At 32.1% G+C, this 22,430-nt stretch carries 13 protein-coding genes; 1 reads left to right on the forward strand and 12 read right to left on the reverse strand.

Features of this window, described 5'->3' with window-relative positions:
• The 10 genes from ruvA to ruvB all read right to left on the reverse strand — a co-directional run bounded on the left by ruvA (position 1) and on the right by ruvB (position 17,233).
• The gene (gene ruvA / locus Q0820_RS00850) at positions 1–582 is read right to left on the reverse strand and encodes a Holliday junction branch migration protein RuvA (protein WP_298484315.1); all 582 of its coding nucleotides are present in this window, start codon (positions 580–582) and stop codon (positions 1–3) included.
• 27 nt (positions 583–609) lie between these two features.
• On the reverse strand, positions 610–2,904 hold the full coding sequence (locus Q0820_RS00855; protein ID WP_298484316.1) for an NADP-dependent malic enzyme: 2,295 nt from the start codon (positions 2,902–2,904) through the stop codon (positions 610–612).
• 300 nt (positions 2,905–3,204) lie between these two features.
• Positions 3,205–4,089, reverse strand: coding sequence for a carbohydrate kinase (locus Q0820_RS00860; protein ID WP_298484317.1), 885 nt, complete (start codon positions 4,087–4,089; stop codon positions 3,205–3,207).
• Positions 4,090–4,179: 90 nt separating this feature from the next.
• The gene (locus Q0820_RS00865; protein WP_298484318.1) at positions 4,180–5,925 is read right to left on the reverse strand and encodes a RagB/SusD family nutrient uptake outer membrane protein; all 1,746 of its coding nucleotides are present in this window, start codon (positions 5,923–5,925) and stop codon (positions 4,180–4,182) included.
• Between the two features lie 13 nt (positions 5,926–5,938).
• Positions 5,939–9,100, reverse strand: a complete 3,162-nt coding sequence (locus tag Q0820_RS00870) for a TonB-dependent receptor (protein WP_298484319.1) — start codon at positions 9,098–9,100, stop codon at positions 5,939–5,941.
• A gap of 15 nt (positions 9,101–9,115) precedes the next feature.
• Positions 9,116–10,720 (reverse strand): glycoside hydrolase family 32 protein, encoded by a 1,605-nt coding sequence (locus tag Q0820_RS00875; RefSeq protein WP_298484320.1) that lies wholly within the window; start codon positions 10,718–10,720, stop codon positions 9,116–9,118.
• 10 nt (positions 10,721–10,730) lie between these two features.
• Positions 10,731–12,047, reverse strand: a complete 1,317-nt coding sequence (locus tag Q0820_RS00880; RefSeq protein ID WP_298484321.1) for a sugar porter family MFS transporter — start codon at positions 12,045–12,047, stop codon at positions 10,731–10,733.
• Between the two features lie 358 nt (positions 12,048–12,405).
• Positions 12,406–15,150, reverse strand: a complete 2,745-nt coding sequence (locus Q0820_RS00885; RefSeq protein WP_298484322.1) for a substrate-binding domain-containing protein — start codon at positions 15,148–15,150, stop codon at positions 12,406–12,408.
• Between the two features lie 118 nt (positions 15,151–15,268).
• Positions 15,269–16,189, reverse strand: coding sequence for a tRNA epoxyqueuosine(34) reductase QueG (gene queG, locus Q0820_RS00890; protein ID WP_298485436.1), 921 nt, complete (start codon positions 16,187–16,189; stop codon positions 15,269–15,271).
• A gap of 21 nt (positions 16,190–16,210) precedes the next feature.
• Positions 16,211–17,233 (reverse strand): Holliday junction branch migration DNA helicase RuvB, encoded by a 1,023-nt coding sequence (ruvB, locus tag Q0820_RS00895; protein WP_298484323.1) that lies wholly within the window; start codon positions 17,231–17,233, stop codon positions 16,211–16,213.
• A 119-nt stretch (positions 17,234–17,352) separates the two neighbouring features.
• Between ruvB and Q0820_RS00900 the strand changes: the two genes are divergently transcribed.
• Positions 17,353–19,614, forward strand: a complete 2,262-nt coding sequence (locus Q0820_RS00900; protein WP_298484324.1) for an acyl-CoA dehydrogenase — start codon at positions 17,353–17,355, stop codon at positions 19,612–19,614.
• A 36-nt stretch (positions 19,615–19,650) separates the two neighbouring features.
• On the opposite strand, the gene Q0820_RS00905 is transcribed toward Q0820_RS00900, so the two are convergent.
• Both Q0820_RS00905 and Q0820_RS00910 read right to left on the reverse strand, forming a co-directional pair.
• Positions 19,651–20,475, reverse strand: a complete 825-nt coding sequence (locus Q0820_RS00905; RefSeq protein ID WP_298484325.1) for a DUF2807 domain-containing protein — start codon at positions 20,473–20,475, stop codon at positions 19,651–19,653.
• 127 nt (positions 20,476–20,602) lie between these two features.
• Positions 20,603–22,429 carry a cbb3-type cytochrome c oxidase subunit I gene (locus Q0820_RS00910; RefSeq protein ID WP_121063077.1) on the reverse strand — a complete coding sequence of 609 codons (1,827 nt, stop codon included), beginning with the start codon at positions 22,427–22,429 and terminating at the stop codon, positions 20,603–20,605.
• Position 22,430 lies beyond the last annotated feature (1 nt).

Here is a 22,430-nt window from a genome sequence, read left to right on the forward strand (position 1 = left end):
TTACAAATTTTTAAGCGCAAGTTTTATAATGTTCTCTACGCTAAGTGTAGGATCTTGGGTCATGATTTTATCAACCACTTTTTCTACTTGTCTTCTGACAAATCCAAGAACCTCTAAAGCAGATAACGCTTCATCTTTATTTGTATTGTTTGAACTGGTGGAAACTTCGTCTATATCATAAACTTTCAAAATCTTATCTCTAAGATCTAAAATAACTCGTTGTGCAGTTTTTGCTCCAATCCCCTTTACAGACTGTATTAAAGCTACATCTCCATTTGCAATAGCATTTCTTAATTGCAAAGGTTCTAATGAAGATAACATGGTTCTTGCTGTACTAGAACCAATTCCGGAAACAGATAATAACAATCTAAATATTTCTCTCTCGGACTTTTCTACAAAACCATATAAGGTGTGGGAATCTTCTTTAATTTGTAAATGTGTTAATAGTAGAATATTTTCTGCATCTGCAATTTTAGAAAATGTATGTAAAGATATGTTTACAAAATATCCTACTCCTGCACATTCTATTATAACATAAGTTGGATTTTTCTCTACTAATTTTCCATTTAAATGCGTAATCATAAACTATGTATTAACTTGTTACTCTATTTATTCTGCCTGCTTTGCTTGTTTTCTTTTCTCTCTTTCCTGAGCGTCTATTACGGTAACTGCTGTCATATTTACAATTTCGTCCACACTTGCACCAAGTTGCACAATATGAACTGCCTTTTTTAAGCCAACTACAATTGGCCCTATAGAATCTGTACCATTAAGCTCTTTTAATAACTTGTATGTAATGTTTGCAGATTCTAAGTTTGGAAATATTAATGTGTTTACTTTTTTTCCTGCTAATTTTGAAAATGGAAATTTACTTTCTAACAACTCCTTATTTAATGCAAAATCGGTTTGAATTTCTCCATCTACAATCAAATCTGGATTAGATTGATGCAACATACTAACAGCTTCTTTTACTTTTTTAGCCTTTGGATTTACAGATGAGCCAAAGTTTGCATAGGAAAGCATTGCAATTACTGGTGTAAAACCAAATGTAGTTGCTACATTAGCTGTCATTTGGGTAATTTCTGCAAGTTCTTCTGCATTTGGATCTATGTTTATAGAGGTATCTGCCAAAAACATTGGCCCTCTTTTGGTATCCATAATATGTACCGTAGATACTCTTTTAACATTAGCTGCTCTACCAATTATCTCAAAAATAGGTTTTACCACAGATGGATATGCACGTGAATACCCTGTAACCATCCCATCTGCATCTCCTACTACCACCATCATAGAACCATAATACGTACGTTCTCTCATTTTTCTTAGAGCACCATACATACCTACACCATTTCGCTGTCTTTTCTCAAAATAAGTTTTAGCGTAAAGTTCTCTTTTTTCTTGAGCTTCATCTTGTTTTGGGTCAATTATTTCTATATCAGCGTCAAACTCTAATTCCTTTTTAAGCTCATTAATAATATCCTTTCTACCTAACAAAATTGGAATAGCAATTCCTTCGTCATAAGAAATTTGAGCTGCTTTTAGCACATCTAAATGTTCGGCTTCTGCAAAAACAATTCGCTTAGGATTTCTTCTAGCTCTATCATGTAGTAATCTTACTATTTTATTATCACTTCCAGAACGTTGTAAAAGTTCTTCTCTGTAGCGATCCCAATCTTCTATTGGTTCTCTAGCAACACCACTTTCCATTGCAGCTTTTGCAACTGCTGGTGGTATTTCAGATATTAATCTTGGGTCAAAAGGTTTTGGAATTATATAATCTTTTCCAAAAGCTAATCGTGTTTTTCCGTAAGCAATGTTTACTTGCTCTGGAACAGGTTCCTTGGTTAATTCTGCCAAAGCTTTAACGGCAGCCATTTTCATAGCTTCATTAATTTTTGTTGCTCTAACATCTAAAGCCCCTCTAAAAATAAAAGGAAAACCTAACACATTGTTTACTTGGTTAGGATGGTCTGATCTACCCGTAGCCATAACCACATCTTCCCTTGTTCTACAAGCTAAATCATACCCTATTTCTGGATTTGGATTAGCCATTGCAAAAACTATAGGGTCCTTTGCCATAGATAGCAACATTTTAGGGTCTACAATATCTGCAATAGAAAGACCAACAAAAACATCTGCATCTACCATTGCTTCGGTTAGCGTATCTATTTTACGGTCCGATGCAAATTCTAATTTTTCTTTTGTTAAATTGTCACGGTCTTTACGTATAACCCCTTTACTATCTAACATTACAATATTCTCTGCACTTGCTCCAAAAGCCTTATACAATCTTGTACAAGACACTGCTGCCGCTCCAGCACCACTAACAACAATACGAGCTTCTTCTATTTTTCTTCCAGTAAGTTCTAAAGCATTTAACAAAGCTGCTGCAGAAATAATTGCAGTTCCATGTTGATCATCATGCATTACAGGAATATCTAATTCCTCTTTTAATCTTCTTTCTATCTCAAAAGCCTCTGGAGCTTTTATATCCTCTAAATTTATTCCTCCAAATGTAGGTGCTATATTTTTTACAGTTTGTATAAACTCCTCCACATTTTCGGTATCTACTTCAATATCAAAAACATCAATATCTGCAAAAATCTTAAAAAGTAATCCTTTCCCTTCCATTACTGGTTTGGATGCTTCTGGACCAATGTTACCCAACCCTAAAACCGCTGTACCATTAGATATAACTGCTACTAAATTTCCTTTTGCAGTGTATTTATAAGCATTATTCTTGTCTTTCTCTATTTCTAAACATGGTTCTGCAACACCAGGAGAATACGCAAGTGCTAAATCTCTTTGGGTTGTATAAGGTTTTGTAGGAACAATTTTTATTTTACCAGGAATTGGCTTTGCATGATATATTAATGCTTCTCTTCTATTTCTTTGTTTACTCATACCTAAAGTTTAGAACTACAAATTTAAATGTAATCTTTAGTAAAAACTTACTTAGGCAGTAATATTTTTTATTAGTATTTCTATTGATTAGTAATAAAACAAATTATGCTATAGAAAATTCTTTAATTATATCGCTTATTTTATGTTTAATTTTAAAATAGTTTATAATAAAACATAAAGACTTTAATTTTGCAAATAGAAAAATTATTTTATAATAATATTGATGGTCTTTTAACACGATTAGGGGGAATAAAAAATATAGTATGGATTTTACTTTTATTTTTTTACTAAAAGAATAATTTAATTTGGATTAATAAAAGTATTTATTTTAGATTCTGTTAGTTTTGGGTTTGCTCCTTCACTTTGAGCCACTAATGCTCCTACTGCACATGCAAAATCTAAAGATTCCTGAGGAGATGTCTTATTAAGTAACTGACTAATTAAAGAACCAAAAAAAGAATCACCAGCGCCAACTGTATCTACTACTTTAATTAAAAAACCACTATTGTAATATAATTTTTCATTATATAATAAAACTGCGCCATGCTCTCCTTTAGTAACACATATATGTTTAGTATTTGTTTTTTCTGCAATATACATTAGGTTTTGTTCTAATGAATTGTAATTGGACCCCATATATTTGCTTACTTCATATAATTCATCATCATTAAATTTTATGAAATCTGCTTTTTCCATTAAATAAAAAAGCACTTCTTTGGTATAATAAGGTGTTCTTAAATTTAAATCAAAAAATTTATATTTAGCAAGCTCTAATAAAGCATACAAAGTACTTCTTGAACTTTCGTCTCTTGCAACAAGGCTACCAAAAACAAAAGCATCAGAATTTTTTACAACTTTTTTATTTATTTCTGTCAATCTTATTTTATCCCATGCTCTTGGATATTTAATGTCATAAGATGCTGAACCTTTATGGTCTAGCATAACTTTTACTTTACCAGTTTTATATTCCCTATTTACTTGAACACAACTAGCATTAATATTGTTTTCTTTTATAAAATTCAACAGTTTTGATCCATTTTCTTCGTGTCCAATTGCCGTTATTATTGTAACATCATTACCAAAAGAATTTAATCTATTAGCAACATTTAATGGAGCTCCTCCAATTTTTTTATGGTTTGGAAATATATCCCATAATACTTCTCCAAAACAAGTGATTTTCATCATAATTTTAACTTTTAAAAAATTCCGAAAGAAGTCAAAAAAAAACTTCTTCCGGAATAACAACTAACTCAAACCTTAGATTAGCAAACTTTTTTAATAACCTGGGTTTTGTTCATAAAGCCCTCCTGTAAAATCAATTTCTCGTTGCGGAATAGGATAATACTCATCCCTACCTGCTGTAAATTGTGCATTTGCAAGAAAATCTTTCTTAGTCTTTTCAACTGCTAAATAATCATTAAGCACAGTCTCTGCAATGCCCCATCGAACTAGGTCGAAAAATCTTGCTCCTTCCATACCAAACTCTAAACGTCTTTCAAACATTAAAGCCTTAATAGCATCGTCTTGAGACATACCCATTGGGTACTCACCAATGTTATAAACATCAGATGCTCCTGCATCTATTTGTCTTTGTGTACTAGCTGCAGCACGTCTTCTTACTTCGTTAATAAGACTAATACCATCGTCTACTTGATTCATTTGTATTAAAGCTTCTGCTTTAAATAAAAGAACATCTGCATATCTTATAAACTCTATGTTTTTAGAAGTACCTACAAATGGTCCTTCTTTAACATAACAAGAACAATCTGGAGCTTGTTGTTCTTTCATATTTCCAAAATAACCATATACACCCGGATCTCTAGCCCAGCTAAAGTTGTATATCATATCTCCTGCCTCATTAAGGGTATTACGATATTTAAATGGACGACCAGGAATACCAACAGTGTGGTCAATTCTTGGATCTAGAGTTACTCCTGGTTCTAATGGTGTTTCTCCATTACCGTCTACTGTTGCAAAAATATTAGCATCATTGAAGGTATCAAAAAATGGTAATCCTGCCGCATCAGTTTTAAATGCATTTACCATATTATGACTTGCCAAATGAAAACCACAACACCCATATAAACCTGTACCATGAGGAGAATTTAATCCTGTTACGAAACTAACTCTACTTACCGTTGTTCCATCATTTATAGAAAATTGCGCTGCCCAAATAGATTCGGGGCCATTATCAAACCCATCGAGAAAATTATTTCCATAATCTGATTCTAATGCTCCTGTTACATCATCTGCAAAATCAACAACTTCTTGTAAACGAGACATGTTAATATTAACAACTTGATGTGTCTCATTTTGCTCATATGCCTGATACAAACGAAGTTTGGCTAAATAAGCAGCAGCAGCATTTCTATCAGCTCTACCAACTTGGTCTTGCGATTGAGGTAAATTATTGTAAGCAAACAGGAAATCATCTGCTATTTTATTCCATAGTTCATCATTATCAATAACATTTGAAATTTGTAAAATTTCTTCTTGTGTTAAACCCTCGGTTATATAAGGAATTTTTTTGAATAATGTTTTTAAAACAAAATGAGAATGCGCTCTTAGGAATCTAAGTTCTGCTTGTCTTGTTGTTTTATCCGCATATTCTGCATCAGGAATTTGGTTAATAACATCTAAAGCAAAATTAGCTCTTGAAATTGCCGCATAATAGTTTGTCCAAGTTCTAGGTGTCATCCAATCCAAAGGATCATCAGCCACTGTTAAGTTGTATTGTTCATATCTATCCACTACATCAACATCACCACGTCCACCGCCGCCTTTATAGGCGTCATCCGAACGCACGCTACCGTATACCCACATACTTGTTAACGGCCCTACCATATCATCATTTGCAATACCAGCATAAGCGGCAACAACTAAAGCTTCAGCATTTTCTGCAGTTGCCACATTTTCGTTAGATAAAACCCCTTCTGGTTCGTATTCTAAAAAATCTTCAGAACAGGCAAACACTACTAATGCTGCCACAACTCCTATTAATATATTTTTTATGTTTTTCATATTTGACATTTTTTTAAAAGTTAATGTTAAGTCCTAATGAAAGTGTTGTAGGGACTGGAATTCTATTCACATCTGTACGTTCTGGATCAGCTCCTATATAATCCTTTGGAGTAAACCAAAACAGATTTTCTCCTTGAAAATAAATTCTACAGCTTGACATTCCTGCTAATTTATTAGTAAGTTCTTCTGGAAGCGAATAACCAAACTGCAGGTTTCTTATTTTAAAATAAGAGTTGTTTCTAAATAAATAATCAGAAGTTCTTGTATCATTAAACGCAAGTGATGCTGATGGAATATTAGAGCTAGTATTATTAGGTGTCCAAGCATTTAACACCCCAAGACCAGCATTTTCTCTTCCTTGTACGTAGTTATTCCAGAAAATATAAGGATCTTGTCCAATTCTTCCAGATACACCGGATCCAAACAATGAAAAATCAAAGTTTTTATATGCCATATCAATTCTAATACCGTACTCTAAATCTGGTAAAGTTGTTCCGATAAAATCTCTATCCTCAGGACCTATACTTCCATTACCACTCAAATCTTGAAACTTTAATCCACCTGGTCTTGCTCCCACTTGTGTAGGGCTAGAATCTATATCAGCCTGACTTTGAAATAAGCCTGCGGTTTTGTAACCAAAAATTGAGAACTGTGAATGACCAATAATAGAATTATCGACAGTTCCAGGAAAAGCAGAAACTACTTCGGCTGGCAATTCAGTTATTTTATCTTTAAAAGCTCCAAAGTTGGTAGCTACTGTAAATGATATACCATTATCAAATGTTTTGGAATATCCTAAAGATAATTCCCAACCTTTTACCTCTGTAGTTGCCCCATTTAATGTTCTTAATTGGCCTTCACCAATTGCAGACGCAATCGGAGGTATTGTTAAGATATCTGAAGTTTCTCTTGTAAAATAATCAAACGACCCAAACAAAGAATTGTTAAACATTGTAAAATCTACACCAAGGTTGATTTCTTTTGTTGTCTCCCATTTTAATTCAGAATTTGCAGCTTGAATAGATACAAAACCAGAAGGTAAATTTCCTGTATTATTTCCATTTAAATCATAAGCAGTACCAACATTATAAAAAGTGTTAAAGAAAAATGTATCTCCTGTTGCCTGCAACTGATTTGCTCCATATCTAGATTCAAACAACCCAAAACGAGCTACATCGCCAATAGTTTGGTTACCTACTTCGCCATAACCCGCTCTAAATTTTAATGAATTTACAAGATCGTTTTCTTTCCAGAACTTTTCATTATTAATTCTCCAACCTACAGTTGCGGCAGGAAAAACACCATATCTATTATCTGGACCAAACCTTGAAGACCCATCACGACGCAATGTAAAAGACGCTAAGTATCTATCGTCAAAACTATAATTAATTTTTCCAAATTGAGATAGTAAACGACTTCCTGTTGAAGAACCTGTATTAGTTCTAGCCCCAGTTGCAGCATCTAGCTGAAAAAAAGATTCTGTCTCAACTGCAAAACCATCTGCCTGTGCAGTAACGCTTTGAAAATCATCAGTAATAGATTCTGTTCCTAATAAAACACCAATTTTATGTTTATCATTAAGCTCTAGTTGATAATTTAATGTATTTGTAAAAACTAAACTAGTAAACTTACTTGTGTTATGTATTAATCTATTATTACTTCTTGTTATGAATCCATTATTAACAGTAGTCTCAATATCTCTACTGTGAAAATCGCTATAATCTAAGCCTAAACTTGTTCTAAAGGTAAGATTCTTAATAATATCAAATTCACCCCAAACATTACCAAATACAGTTGTTCTATCTGTATTATCCCAACGATTTATATACTGCATTAAGACAGGATTGTTTCTATCAGAATAACCAGCACCTATGGGGCCTGCAAAGTTACCATTAGCATCATAAACTGGTAAAGTTGGTGCTAAAGAAATTGCCAAACCAGGAGTAGGAGCACTACCAACATCTGGAGAAGCTAATGTTTCATCAGATGTGAACATTTGTGTGTTAACTCCAACTCTTAATTTATTATTAAACAATTTAAAATTAGAATTTAATTTTGCAGAAATTCTTTCGTAACCTGTGTGTTTTAAAATACCTGTATTTCTTAAATGACCAATATTGAATAAATGAAAAGAGTTATCAGTACCACCTGAAACAGATACTTCATTATTAAATACATAACCTGTTTCATAGGTTTCATTCTGCCAATCTGTATCTCCTACAGGAACATTAGTATCACCTCCTACAAATGGTTGTACTGTAACACTATTTAAAATGGGGTTATTAAAATCTCCATTCCAGTCAAAGTTATATATCTCCCCATATCCTCCGTTTGGATCAGCACCATCGTTAACAGATGCTTGCCATAGCGCTTCGCCTCGTTGCTGCGCATTAAGCATATCATAACGTTGTTTCTTCTCAGAAAGAACAGATACGTTTGAATTTATGCTAACTTTAAATTTCTCTCCACCCGCAGCTTTTGCACTATTTTTAGTAGTAACAATAATAACTCCATTACCTGCACGAGCTCCATAAAGTGAGGATGCTGATGCATCTTTAAGTACCTGAACAGACTCAACAGTACTTGGGTTTATACTAGCAAAAACATCTTGTCTTACTGTTGGAACACCATCAATAACAAACAACGGATCATTGTTACCTAGTGTAGTTGCCCCACGAATTAAGATGTTATTTGCAGATCCTGTTGGATCTCCAGATTTCTCAATAAAAACTCCAGGAACTCTACCTTGTAATCCTTGAACAGCACTACCAGAACTTAAACTTACTCCTTCTGTTGGCCCAAGGTCTACAACAGTAATAGCCCCAGTAACATCAACTTTTCTTTCTTTGGAATATCCTGTTACTATAATTTCATCTAACTGAGCTGCATCAACAGCTAAAGCAACATTTATCGTGGATTTACCATTTACTTCAATTTGTTGAGTTTTGTAACCAATGTAACTAAAGACTAATTTAGCATCATCTTCCACATTTTCTAAAGTATAACCTCCATCAAAATCGGTAGCCGTACCTTGCGTAGTGCCTTGCACTACTATAGATACACCGGGAAGCGGCATACCATCCTCTTTATCTGTTACTGTACCACTAACTTGCCCTTGAACAACAAGACCTAGTAATGCAAACAGGGTTAATAATAAAACTTTTTTACATTTCATAATAATTGAGTTTAGTTAATATTTAAGTTTATTGATTTCAATGCTATCTAGTATAAATTCCTGATCTTTGGATTTTATAGTTAAATTATTAAATGGACTATTAGGAAAGAATATTTCAGTCATTACTGTTTCACCATCATCAAAAAACAGCTCAATAGAAGTTTTATCCAGTATAACTTTTCCTTTAATATTTTTATTTAATGAAGTTCTTGGAGCATAAGAAACTACTTCTGCAAACTTTTCTGAAAATTCTGTTTTACCTGCTTTTCTTCTATCAACGAAAAATCTTTTACTGTTTAGATTATACCCAAAGGCCAATGTATCTCCACTTTTGTTTGTAAGACTAAAAGTAAAACCTGCTTTATTTAGCTCGGAAGTTTTAAAATTAATTTCCAAGCTAGTTAAATCAATATTACTAGAACTTATAATTTTTGTTTCTCCATCAATTACAAGGTTCTCCTTTTTAAATTTTTTATCTCTATAAGCATTAAGTTCATCTACTGGGTTAGATAATAATCTATAGCCATTTTCATCTTTTTGCAATTGTATCTTTCTAGCAACAGTCATTGCACTTCTCCATTTCTCTGTAGGTACTTTAAGTGCATAATCCCAATTAGACATCCAACCGATCATAAGTTTACTTCCATCTTTTTTTATTGCATTAGACCATGTTACTCCAGCATAATTATCTCTTCCAAAATCTAACCAGTAATTATGTTCTTTACTTATACTTTTTTCAAATTCTTTATCCAACGTAAAATTAGTACCATCAAAATCTCCTATGAAGTATTGCGTAGCACTACCTCCATTTGGCCCTCCAGGGTTAATACTTACAAAAAGCACCCATTTATATTCATCTGTTCCAAGAACAGGTAGCTTAAACAAATCTGGACATTCCCAAACACCACCATGGCCGCCAATTTCTTGTCCAAAATCTGAAAGAAAATCCCATTCTTTTAAATTTTTCGATTCGTAAAATGAAATTTTATCACCAACAGCCAACGACATAACCCATTTACTTCTATCATCATCCCAAGTTACTTTTGGATCTCTAAAATCTTTTATTTTATCATTATCTATTACCGGATTATTTTCATATTTAGTAAATGTTTTACCTTCATCATTACTATACGCAATGCTTTGCGTTTGCTTCCAATTATCATTTCCTTCTAATTTTTTAGAGTTGGTATATATAGCAACAATAGGTGTTGATTTACTTACTTTACCAAACCCAGAACTGTTATTAATATCAACCACAGCACTTCCAGAAAAAATTGTTCCTAATTCATCTGGATAAATAGCTATTGGTTGCTCAGTCCAAGTAATCATATCCGAACTAATAGCATGCCCCCAATGCATAGGCCCCCAAACATTACTTTCTGGATGATATTGAAAATATAAATGATAATAACCATTATAATAGAACATACCATTTGGATCATTCATCCAATTAGCTTTAGGTGTAAAATGAAAATTAGGGCGGTATAACTCTTCTTCTGAAAAAGACTCATTCAATACTTCTTTTAAACTGTGGTCTTTTTGGCTTTTATCTTTGCATCCTACAAGGCATGATAAAACCAAAAGCATTAAAATTGGGTTTGTTTTTCTAAAGCCTTTCATCTTGTTTATTTTATTTAATTAGTTTTTTGCTTAATTCTTCTAGAGATACTCCTTTAGTTTCTGGCATCATAAAGGCAACAAATAGTAATTGAAATACCATCATTATTGCAAAAATGAGAAATACCATACCAGCTCCTATAGTTGAAAACAACACAGGCACTAGAGAAGGCACTACAGCAGCTAGCACCCAATGTACCGAACTACCAAATGATTGTCCAGAGCCTCTTAAATGATTAGGGAAAATTTCTGAAATAAATACCCAAATTACAGTACCTTGTCCAATAGCATGTGCAGCTATAAAGAGGAATAAAAAGAATGGCATAAAACTGCCTTCCCAATTTAAAAAAAATGCCGCAGATACTAATGATAGGGATATAACATATCCACAGGAGCATATATACATAAGTTGCTTTCTACCCAACCTGTCAATAAGAAAAATACCCAAAAGTGTAAAAAGCAAGTTTGTTACCCCCACACCAATACTACTTAACAGTGCAGAACTTTCCTCAAGCCCTGCCTCAGCTAAAATTCTAGGAGCGTAATAAAGTAATGCGTTAATACCAGAAAATTGATTGAAAAACGCAATAAGAAATGCTAGTATTAAAGGATATCTATATTTTTTTAAAAATATATTTTCATTAGGAACTGTATTATCCATTTCGTCCTTAATCTCCATCATCAATTTCTCTGGATCTTGATTTGGATTAATAATTTTTAGAACACTAACGGCCTCACTATTTCTAAACTTAGTTAACAACCACCTTGGGCTTTTTGGAACGGTTAGTACAAAAAGTGTATATATTGCTGCTGGAATTGCTTCAATACCCACCATCCATCTCCAGGCTGTTTCTCCTATATTATTAAGTAAGTAATTAGATAAAAAAGCGATAAGAATACCGAATACAATATTAAATTGATAAAGACCTACTAATTTACCTCTATCTTTTGCTGGAGCAATTTCTGAAATGTATGCTGGTGCCGCTATAGTTGATGCCCCAACTCCCAAGCCTCCAATAAATCTAAAAAAAGCGAAGGTAATAGGATCATTAGCAAGAGCAGAACCAACAGCCGAAATTGTATATAGGGCTCCAATCCAAACTAAAGTTGTTTTACGTCCTAATTTATTGGTAGGTATACCACCAAAAAAAGCTCCAACAACAGTTCCCCACAATGCCATACCTATAACTACTGCACCATGGAACATATCTGACGAGCCCCACAATAATTGTAGTTTCTTTTCAGCACCCGAAATAACTACGGTATCAAAGCCAAAAAGGAAACCAGCCAAAGCAGCTGTAATAGACCAAATTAATATCTTATTATTCATGTGTATATTTAAAATTGGTAATTAACTGATTGCAAATTATGCAGAAAGGCTGTTTGACCTTTTTACATTTGTATCAATACATTATAAAATTGCTCACGTTTTTCTTAATTACACATAATTAATTGATATTCAATTAATTACAGATATTAATTATTTTACACAAATATTAAAGTTCTAAAATTGTTACATTATTATTTCAAAAATGTTACTTCTTTTTATTATTTAAAATGTCAATTTGACAAAAAATAGGTGGTAATTTTGTTATTTTCATTTATTTAAAGCAAACAAATGTTGAAATACTAAAAATAAACGTACTTTTTTTAATAAAAAAAGAATTAAATACGGAGTAATAATAGAATTAAGAACCTCTATATTCCTTAGGAGATTTACCAAACTTATTTTTAAAGCTGGTGGAGAAATAATTTGGAGAAGAAAAACCTGTAGCATATGCAATCTCAGAAATCGTTAATTGGGTTTCTTGTAAAAGGTTTTTTGCTTTTTCTAAGCGCATGTTTTGGATATAATCACTAATAGTTACGCCTATAATAGCTTTGGTTTTCCGATATAACTGTACTCTAGAAATGTTTAAAGCACCTGCCAAGTTTTCAACTGAAAATTTAGAATTATCTAAATTATCAGTTATTATTTCATTTATTTTAGACAAAAAATCCTGTTCAATAGAGCCAAAACTTTGGTTTGTATTTATTTTGTGAATGTTATTTATAAAATAATATCGAAGTTTTTCTCGGTTATAAATCAATGTCCTAACAGACTGATTAAGAACAGCAAAGCTAAATGGCTTGGTAAGGTATAAATCAGCACCAGATTCTAAACCTTTTATATAAGACTCTTTATTATTTAATGCAGTAAGCATTATTACAGGAATATGCGATGCTCTTAAATCTTTCTTTAAAACTTCACATATTTCAAAACCCGTTTTATCAGATAAATTAATATCACAAATAATAATATCTGGTACTATTTCAAAAGCTTTTTCAATACCGTCAGATCCATCGGATAAATAAACATCATATTCACTAATTAATTTATTTCTTAAATATTTAATTAAATCAGAATTATCTTCAATTATAAGTATTGAATAACGCTCCTTATTATCCCCATCAGCTATTTCTACAAACTCATTTTCTTCAAAATCTAAATTAAAGTTTAGTATAGAGTTATCTACCAAATCTGGTTCATAGACAATCTCATCCGAACTTAAATGCGCATTTCCTTTGTAAAGCTTTAATGTAAATTCTGTGCCATGCTTACTAGATACATCAATAGTTCCTTTATGCATCTCAACAAATTCTTTTGATAAATGTAAACCAATACCTGAACTTGCCTTATTATTATTTGATGCTTGAAAAAATGCCTGAAAAATACTTTCCAAATCTTTTTTAGGAATACCTATACCACTGTCTTTAAAATGAATTTTTAAAAAGTTACTGTTAGTCTCATTTACAATATTAATATGTATGCTTCCATTATCAGGTGTAAATTTAAAAGCGTTAGATAATAAATTAAAATAAACCTTATCCATTAAATTTCTGTCAATAAATATTTTTAAACTTTTATCGTTAGTCTTAATTGAAAAATCTATATTTCGCTTTTGCGCTTCCCGTTCAAAATCTTTGAAAATTCCAGTTGAAAACTCATATAGATTAGTCTCAGAAGCTTTTAAAATAAATTTTCGGTCTTCAATTTTTCTAAAATCTAATAATTGATTTATTAACCTTAGCAAGCGCTTGGAGTTATTATAAATTAAACCAACTTCTCTTAAAAGCTTATTATCTTTAATACTATTACTCTCACTTAACGATTCAATTGATGATAAAATAAGTGTTATTGGCGTTTTAAATTCATGAGAAAGCCCTGTAAAAAAATTCACTTTGGCATCATTACTTATTTTAACCTCCTCTGCAAATTTCTTGATTTGATTACGTTGAATAGTTATTTTATTATTACGGATTTCTAACTCACGTTTTTTCTTTCTAATACTATACGCAGAGTAAATACTATAAGCAGCTAAAAGTAAACTTGTTATTAACAAGCCCAAAAGAATTTTTAATCTGTTACTTTGGGTAAAATATATTTTTTCTTGTAATTGAATTTTATCTTGTTGTTTTTCAATATCATTTTGTTGTTGGGTAATTTTATCGAACTGATTCTTTAAAATATCAGCATTTCTAGAATCTATAACCGTAGTACCTAAGATGTTTTTTTTAGCTACTATTTCTCCATTTAGTATTTTCACAGCTAGCTTAATAGCTTCCTCTCCACCAGTAGGATACAAAATAGTAGCCATAAACATTTTGTCTTGAACATGTTTAATGCCACCATTTGGACCATTTAAACCATCTACACCAATTATTTTGATGTTTTTCTCAAGTCCTTTTTCTTTTAAAACTTCCCATGCACCTAGTGCCATTCTATCATTATGGGCAAAAACGTAATCAACATTCTTATTAGTATCTAAAAATTTAGACAGGCTATCTTTTATTGAATAACTTTCCCAATTCCCTTGAATTCTATTTATTACATTTAAATTAGGTATATTACCAATAACGTTATTAAACCCAGAACTGCGTTCTGACGCTGGAGAGGAACCAAGTAATCCTTTAATCTCTATAATTTTTTTAGATTCTGTCGACAAGGATGCTAAATAGTTTGCTGCATTTGTACCAACCTGATAATTATCCGCACCTAAATAAGCCGTATAGTTTTCTCCATTAATTTTTCTATCAACTATTAAAACTGGAATTCCTTTTTTAAAAGCTTTGTCAACAATAGGAGTTATTGGAGCTGCTTGTACAGGTGATACTATTAAAACATCTACATTTTCAGCTATTAATGTTTCAATATCTTTAATTTGGTCATTAATATCATCTTGCCCTTCTAAAATCTTTAGTTCAAACTCAGGATAAAAAGCAGCTTGAATTTTCATTGCTTGATTCATAGACTTTCGCCATTCATCATTAATACCTGTTTGAGAAAAACCTATTATCTGTTTTTTTTCTTCTGAATTACTACAAGACAAAGAAAACAGCATAATTAAAGCTAAAATGAATTTTAAAGAAAAATTAAAATGCTTTTTTTTCATTGTAGAATGCTAGTTTTGATATTAAGAAACAGCTTTAAAAATAATGTATTGTTTAATAAAAAGCATCATTTAATAGAAATATAAAAGCTTAATTTATCTAAAATCAATAAAAGAAATTTTATTTTAAAAATTTAATATTTCTGGCTAAACCAGAAAATTTAGTTCTTTTCACAGCCGATTTTTGAAATACTTTTTTAAAAACTTCTTCAGTAACTTCTTCCCAGTCTTTTTTATTCATACTTAACAAATCTGGATGCGGATTAAACAATGGCTCTGAATGCGGTTTTGAGAATCTATTCCAAGGGCAAACATCTTGGCAAACATCGCACCCAAACATCCAATTATCCATTTTATTTTGAAATTCTGATGGTATTTCGTTTTTTAATTCTATAGTTAAATAGGAAATACATTTACTACCATCTACTTTATAGGGTTCTACTATTGCTTGTGTTGGACAAGCATCTATACATGCTGTACAAGTACCGCAATGATCGGTTACTTTAGCATCGTAAGCCAAATCTATATCTAAAATAAGTTCTGCAATAAAATAAAAAGAACCTACTTGCTGGGTTAATAAATTACTGTGTTTCCCAATCCACCCTAAACCGCTTTTTGCCGCCCATGCTTTATCTAAAACTGGAGCAGAATCTACAAAAGCTCTACCACCAACTTCTCCAATTTCTGTGCTTATAAAATTCTGAAGTTCTTTGAGTTTAGATTTTATTACATGATGGTAATCATTACCATAAGCGTATTTAGAGAGTTTATAAGCATCTTTATTTTGCTGTTCTTCTGGATAGTAATTAAGCAGCAAAGACACTACAGATTTGGAACCTTCTACTAATAAACGTGGATCTAACCGCTTATCAAAATGGTTTTCCATGTACTGCATTTGTCCATGTCTATTCTCTTGCAACCATTTTTCTAGTCTTGGAGCTTCTTCCTCTAAAAAATCTGCTTTAGATATTCCGCAAGAAAGAAAACCAAGACGCTTAGCTTCTTCCTTTATTAATGCACTATGCTTTTCTTTTATATTTATCAAAAGTGCTATTCCTAATTTCTAAAACAATCCTCCTTGAATATTTCCTTTTATTCTACCTAAATGCTTATACGCTTGCTCGGTAACTTCTCTTCCTCTTGGAGTACGCATTATAAAACCCTGCTGAATTAAAAAGGGCTCATACACTTCCTCTATAGTTTCTGGGCTTTCAGATACTGCCGTTGCAATAGTAGATATTCCTACCGGACCACCTTTAAATTTATCTATAATGGTGGTTAGTATTTTATTATCCATTTCATCTAACCCATGTGCATCAACATTTAATGCTTTTAGACTAAACTTAGAAATATCAATATCTATACTACCATTACCTTTAATTTGAGCAAAATCTCTAACTCTTCTTAAAAGGGAATTACATATTCTTGGTGTACCCCTACTTCTGCCAGCAATTTCTATAGCTGCTTCATTAGTTATTGGTACATTTAAAATTTCTGAGCTTCGTTCTACGATGGTAGATAATAATTCTGTAGAATAATATTGCAGCCTACTTTGAATTCCAAAACGAGCTCGCATAGGAGCTGTAAGTAAACCAGACCTTGTTGTGGCTCCTATTAGTGTAAACGGGTTTAAATTTATTTGCACTGTTCGCGCATTTGGCCCAGTTTCAATCATAATATCAATCTTATAATCTTCCATTGCAGAATACAAATATTCTTCTACAATTGGGCTAAGCCTATGAATTTCATCAATAAACAATACATCTCGCTCTTCTAAGTTTGTTAACAAACCTGCTAAATCTCCTGGCTTATCTAACACAGGACCCGATGTAATTTTTATACCTACACCAAGTTCATTTGCTAAAATATGAGCTAAAGTTGTTTTTCCTAATCCTGGAGGTCCATGAAATAAAGTATGATCCAATGCCTCTCCTCTTTGGTTAGCCGCTTCTACAAAAATCTTTAGATTTTCCAGAACCTGTTCCTGGCCTGTAAAATCATTAAAAGTAACCGGCCTTAAGGCTCTTTCTATATCAAACTCTTCCGAAGAAAAATTACCAGTAGTTGGATCTAAATTTTCATTCATAGTAAACAAAGATAGCAAAAATCAAGCGCTATTAGTTTAATAGAATTAACAAGTACTATAACTTCATATTTTTTTTAACAAGCAAAAAAAGTATCTAATTATTATCGTAAATTCATTTCATGAAAAATTTACAATACTCTAAAGGCGTAACACAATACCTTCCTTTTTTTTATATTATTTGGGCGGATGATTTATTATCTGCTTCTGAAATTAATGTTGTAAAACATGCATTAGAGGAAGATAGTACTTTAGAAAATCTAGATAAAGAACTACTGCTTTCTTGGTTAAAAAATGAAACCTCTCTTAAAGACAAAGAGGTTAAAATTTGGAAGCAAATTATTGACGCCTCTAAAATTAAATTAATAGAAAGTGAGTCTTATCCATTAACTTTTTATAGTCAAAAAATAACTGCATCCTATTTTTCCGAAAGTACTTTTAACGAAAGTCTAAAGAAAATTGAACTTAACCTAGGCATGCAACCTAACCACTATAATCATTTATTTGAGGTTAAAATAAGTACTAACAATGTATCTAAAGAATATGACAATACAATTATAGATTCTATTTTAAAAGGCAAACAAGCCAAAGTAGTAGATACTTTTAGGGAAGATTTATCTGCTACTATATTTCATTGGGAAACTATTCGCGATAAAAGCGCTCACAGAAAAAAAGTATTAGAGCAAGTAAAACATCTTGCAAACAAAGGTTATGGAGCAATGGCGTACCCTACAGCTTATAATGGAACGGAAGACATGGAAGGTTACGCTGCAATTTTTGAGCATATGATGTATGTAGATGGTAGCATGGCTATTAAGTTTGGTGTTCAATTTGGGTTGTTTGGCGGAAGTATTCAAAAACTAGGCACAAAAAAGCATCATGATTTATATTTAAAAAATACAGGAGAAGCATCTTTATTAGGTTGTTTTGCAATGACAGAAACAGGGCACGGATCCAATGTAAGAGGTGTAAAAACAACAGCTACGTATGATAAGAAAACAAACCAGATAATCATACACACCCCAGGTAAAATTGACAACAAAGAATATATTGGCAATGCATTAGATTCTAAAATGGCTTCTGTTTTTGCGCAACTCATTGTGAATGGAAAAAATGAAGGTGTGCATGCAATTCTTGTTCCTCTTAGAGATAAAAACCACAACTTACTACCTGGAATAAATGTTGTTGATAACGGATATAAATTAGGACTTAATGGTGTAGACAATGGCAAAATATGGTTTAATCAAGTCGCGGTACCAAAAGATAATTTATTAGATAAATATGGATCCATCACAAATGATGGCTCTTATTATTCTAACATTAAAAATCCTAATAAAAGATTTTTTACCATGCTTGGGACCCTTGTTGGCGGAAGAATTTGTGTTGCCAGAGCTGGCTTAGGTGGTGCTAAAATGGCTTTAACAATTGCTATAAAACATGCGCTACAAAGAAGGCAGTTTAATGACAATAAAAAAATGCAAGAAGATTTGCTAATGGATTATCCATCACACCAATTACGATTAATCCCATTAGTGGCAAAAGCATATGTTTATCATTTTACTTTAGACAAAATGATGTATGACTATTGCAATGAAACCTCAGACAAAAGAAAAGTAGAAACACAGGCCGCAGGTTTAAAATCGATTATAACATGGTATGCAAATTCTACTATCCAAGAATGTAGAGAAGCTTGCGGAGGGAAAGGATATTTAATAGAGAACAGAATAGCCGATTTAAAGAATGATGTAGACATTTTTACAACTTTTGAAGGAGATAACACTGTTTTACTACAATTAGCAGCAAAAGGTGTACTATCGGATTTTAAGGCAGAATTTAATAGCGCAGGTTTTTTATCTGTATTAAAACTATTAAGCAACCAGATAAATGATTCCGTTACAACTGCCAACCCTATTTATACAAACAAAGTAGATAAAGACCATTTATATGATCCAGAATTTCATAAAAACGCTCTTAACTATAGAACTAGAAGATTAACATATTCTATTGCCAAACGTATACAGGGGTACATAAAAAAAGGGATTCCATCATATCAAGCTTTTTTAAAAGTACAAACACATTTAATAAGTTTAGGAAAAGCATATAGTATAGCAATAGCATACGAATCTTATTATAATTCTATTACTGAAATTAAAAATGAAAAATACGCCTACCTATTTAAAAAACTAGGTGTTTTATATGCGTTACATGAAATAAGAATTGATGCCAGTTGGTATTTAGAACAAGGTTATATAGGGGCTACAAAATCTAAGGCAATAAGGCAACGCGTAGAAAGGCTTAGCACAGAACTAAGACCACACATAAATGCCCTTATAGATGGTTTTGGAATACCAGAGTATTGTTTAACTGCTCCGATTAGTAAATAAAATAGGAGCAGTTGCAACTAGATTATTGTATAAAAATTAATTATTTTTTTTATGTAATTCAGATGTGTCTAAAAAATCTAATAAAACCATTTTACCATCTCCATAAAAATAAGTCTTAGAAGATCCTGATGAAGACAACTCTATTGCATCTGACGCGTAAACTCTAGCACTAGGAGATTCAGATAAAGTAACTGAAACAGTACTTGCCTGGAGTCTTTCTGCTTTTAAATTAGCAGAACCTATAAGTTTTACATTTAATACATCTGTAGTACCATCCATTTTAGCAGAAGATGTATCTGTCATAAAAATTGAATTCGTAGAACTTGTAGAGTATATAGAAACATCTATACGGTCTTTTAAATTTATTTGTAAAGAATCACTATCTATATTAAAATTACCAGAACTATTACCTTCCATATTAATATCCACGTAAGGAGATTGTGCATTTAATTCTAATTTAGAGTCTTCAAATGTGTTTACATAAAGTTCTTCCGACTCAACTATATCCTTCATTCGTATTCTTCCAGTCCTCATAACAATAGTATTTAGATCTACATAGCTTACAACAATATCTAATTTCTTTTTCCGTGTAATTTTATAGAAAGAACTAATTTTAAGTGTTCCATTTACTACTCGTAATTTTAAAACGTCTATTAAATTATCATCTGCTGTAATAGCATACCCTTCAACATCTCCTCTTTTTAAAGTAATATCTAAGTCGTCATTTAATTCAATTTTAGAAAACGAGGGTAACTCTTGAGCAACATCAATTACATTCTTATTTCCTTTAATTTTAGGTTTACGTTGCGCATAGCTATAGGCGCAAAAAAACAATAAGGTGACAATTAATATTTTTTTCATTGTAAATAAATTTAAACGTTAATGGTTACTGTAATATATTATAAAAAAACCATATACTTTTCAAATTACAACAAAAAAAAGCCTAACTATAAAAGTTAGGCTTTACTATATTTTAATACACAACTAATTAGTGATGCATTTCTTCTTCATCTGGTTGCAAAGGAACTGTTTGCGGAACAAAATCTTGTCCAGGTATAATATATTCCCCATTTGCATCTACCTTACTATAATCATATGCCCAACGATGAACTTCTGGAATTGGACCATGCCAGTTTCCATGAAAATGTTCGTGTGGTGTAGTCCATTCTAATGTATTAGAACTCCATGGGTTTAATGAACCTTTTTTACCATTAAAGATACTATTAACAAAATTGTATAAGAATATTAATTGCGCTCCTGCAGCAATTATAGCAAATACAGTCATTAATACTTGCACATCTGTTAACTCATCAAACATTGGGAATGCTGTATTCTGATAATATCTTCTAGGAACCCCTGCCATACCAACAAAATGCATTGGAAAGAATACACCATAAGCACAAACTGCTGTTATCCAAAAGTGTACATATCCTAAGTTTTTGTTCATCATCTTCCCCTCAAACATTTTAGGGAACCAGTGATAAACTCCAGCAAATAAACCATATAAAGCAGATATACCCATTACTAAGTGAAAGTGTGCTACCACAAAATAGGTATCATGAACATTAATATCTAATGTGCTATCTCCTAATACAATACCTGTTAAACCTCCTGTTATAAAAGTAGAAACTAATCCTATAGAAAATAACATCCCAGGGTTTAACTGTAAATTACCTTTCCAAAGTGTAGTTATATAGTTAAATGCTTTTACCGCGGATGGTATTGCAATTAATAATGTTGTAAAAGTAAATACAGATCCTAAGAATGGATTCATTCCAGAAATAAACATATGGTGTCCCCAAACTATTGTAGACAAGAATGCAATTGCTATAATAGATGCAATCATAGCTCTATATCCAAAAATTGGTTTACGAGCATTTGTAGACATTACTTCTGATGTAATACCCAATGCAGGCAATAATACAATATATACTTCTGGGTGTCCTAAGAACCAAAATAAGTGCTCATATAAAACAGGTGAACCTCCTTGGTAATGTAAAACTTCTCCTTGAATAAAAATATCTGATAAGAAAAATGATGTTCCAAAACTTCTATCCATTATAAGTAATAATGCTGCTGATAAAAGAACTGGGAATGAAATAACACCGATAATAGCGGTTACAAAGAATGCCCATATTGTTAATGGCAATCTTGTCATTGACATACCTTTTGTACGTAAGTTAATAACTGTAACTATATAGTTTAATGATCCAAGTAAAGAAGACGCAATAAATATAGCCATAGAAACCAACCATAACGTCATACCCATACCAGAACCTGGTTGCGCCATTGGTAATGCACTCAAAGGCGGGTAAATTGTCCATCCAGCTGCTGCAGGGCCTGCCTCAACAAATAAAGAGCAAACCATTATTACACTAGATAAAAAGAATAACCAGTAAGACACCATATTTAGAAAACCAGATGCCATATCTCTTGCTCCAATTTGCAAAGGAATAAGTAAGTTACTAAACGTACCACTTAAACCAGCGGTAAGTACAAAGAATACCATTATTGTACCATGTATGGTAACTAATGCTAAATATATATCTGCATCCATTACACCACCTGGAGCCCATTTTCCTAACACAGCTTCAAATATTGGGAAAGATTCTCCTGGCCAAGCAATTTGCATTCTAAATAAAATAGACATTGCAATACCAATAGTTCCCATGATTAAACCAGTAATTAAATACTGCTTAGAAATCATTTTATGATCTGTACTAAATATATATTTTGTTACAAAGGTTTCTTTGTGATGATGATGTCCATGATCCTCTTCGTGACCATCTACTTGTGCATGTGCTGTTGCTGACATA

Origin of the sequence: uncultured Maribacter sp. (assembly GCF_947495965.1) — a bacterium.
Taxonomy (GTDB): domain Bacteria; phylum Bacteroidota; class Bacteroidia; order Flavobacteriales; family Flavobacteriaceae; genus Maribacter_B.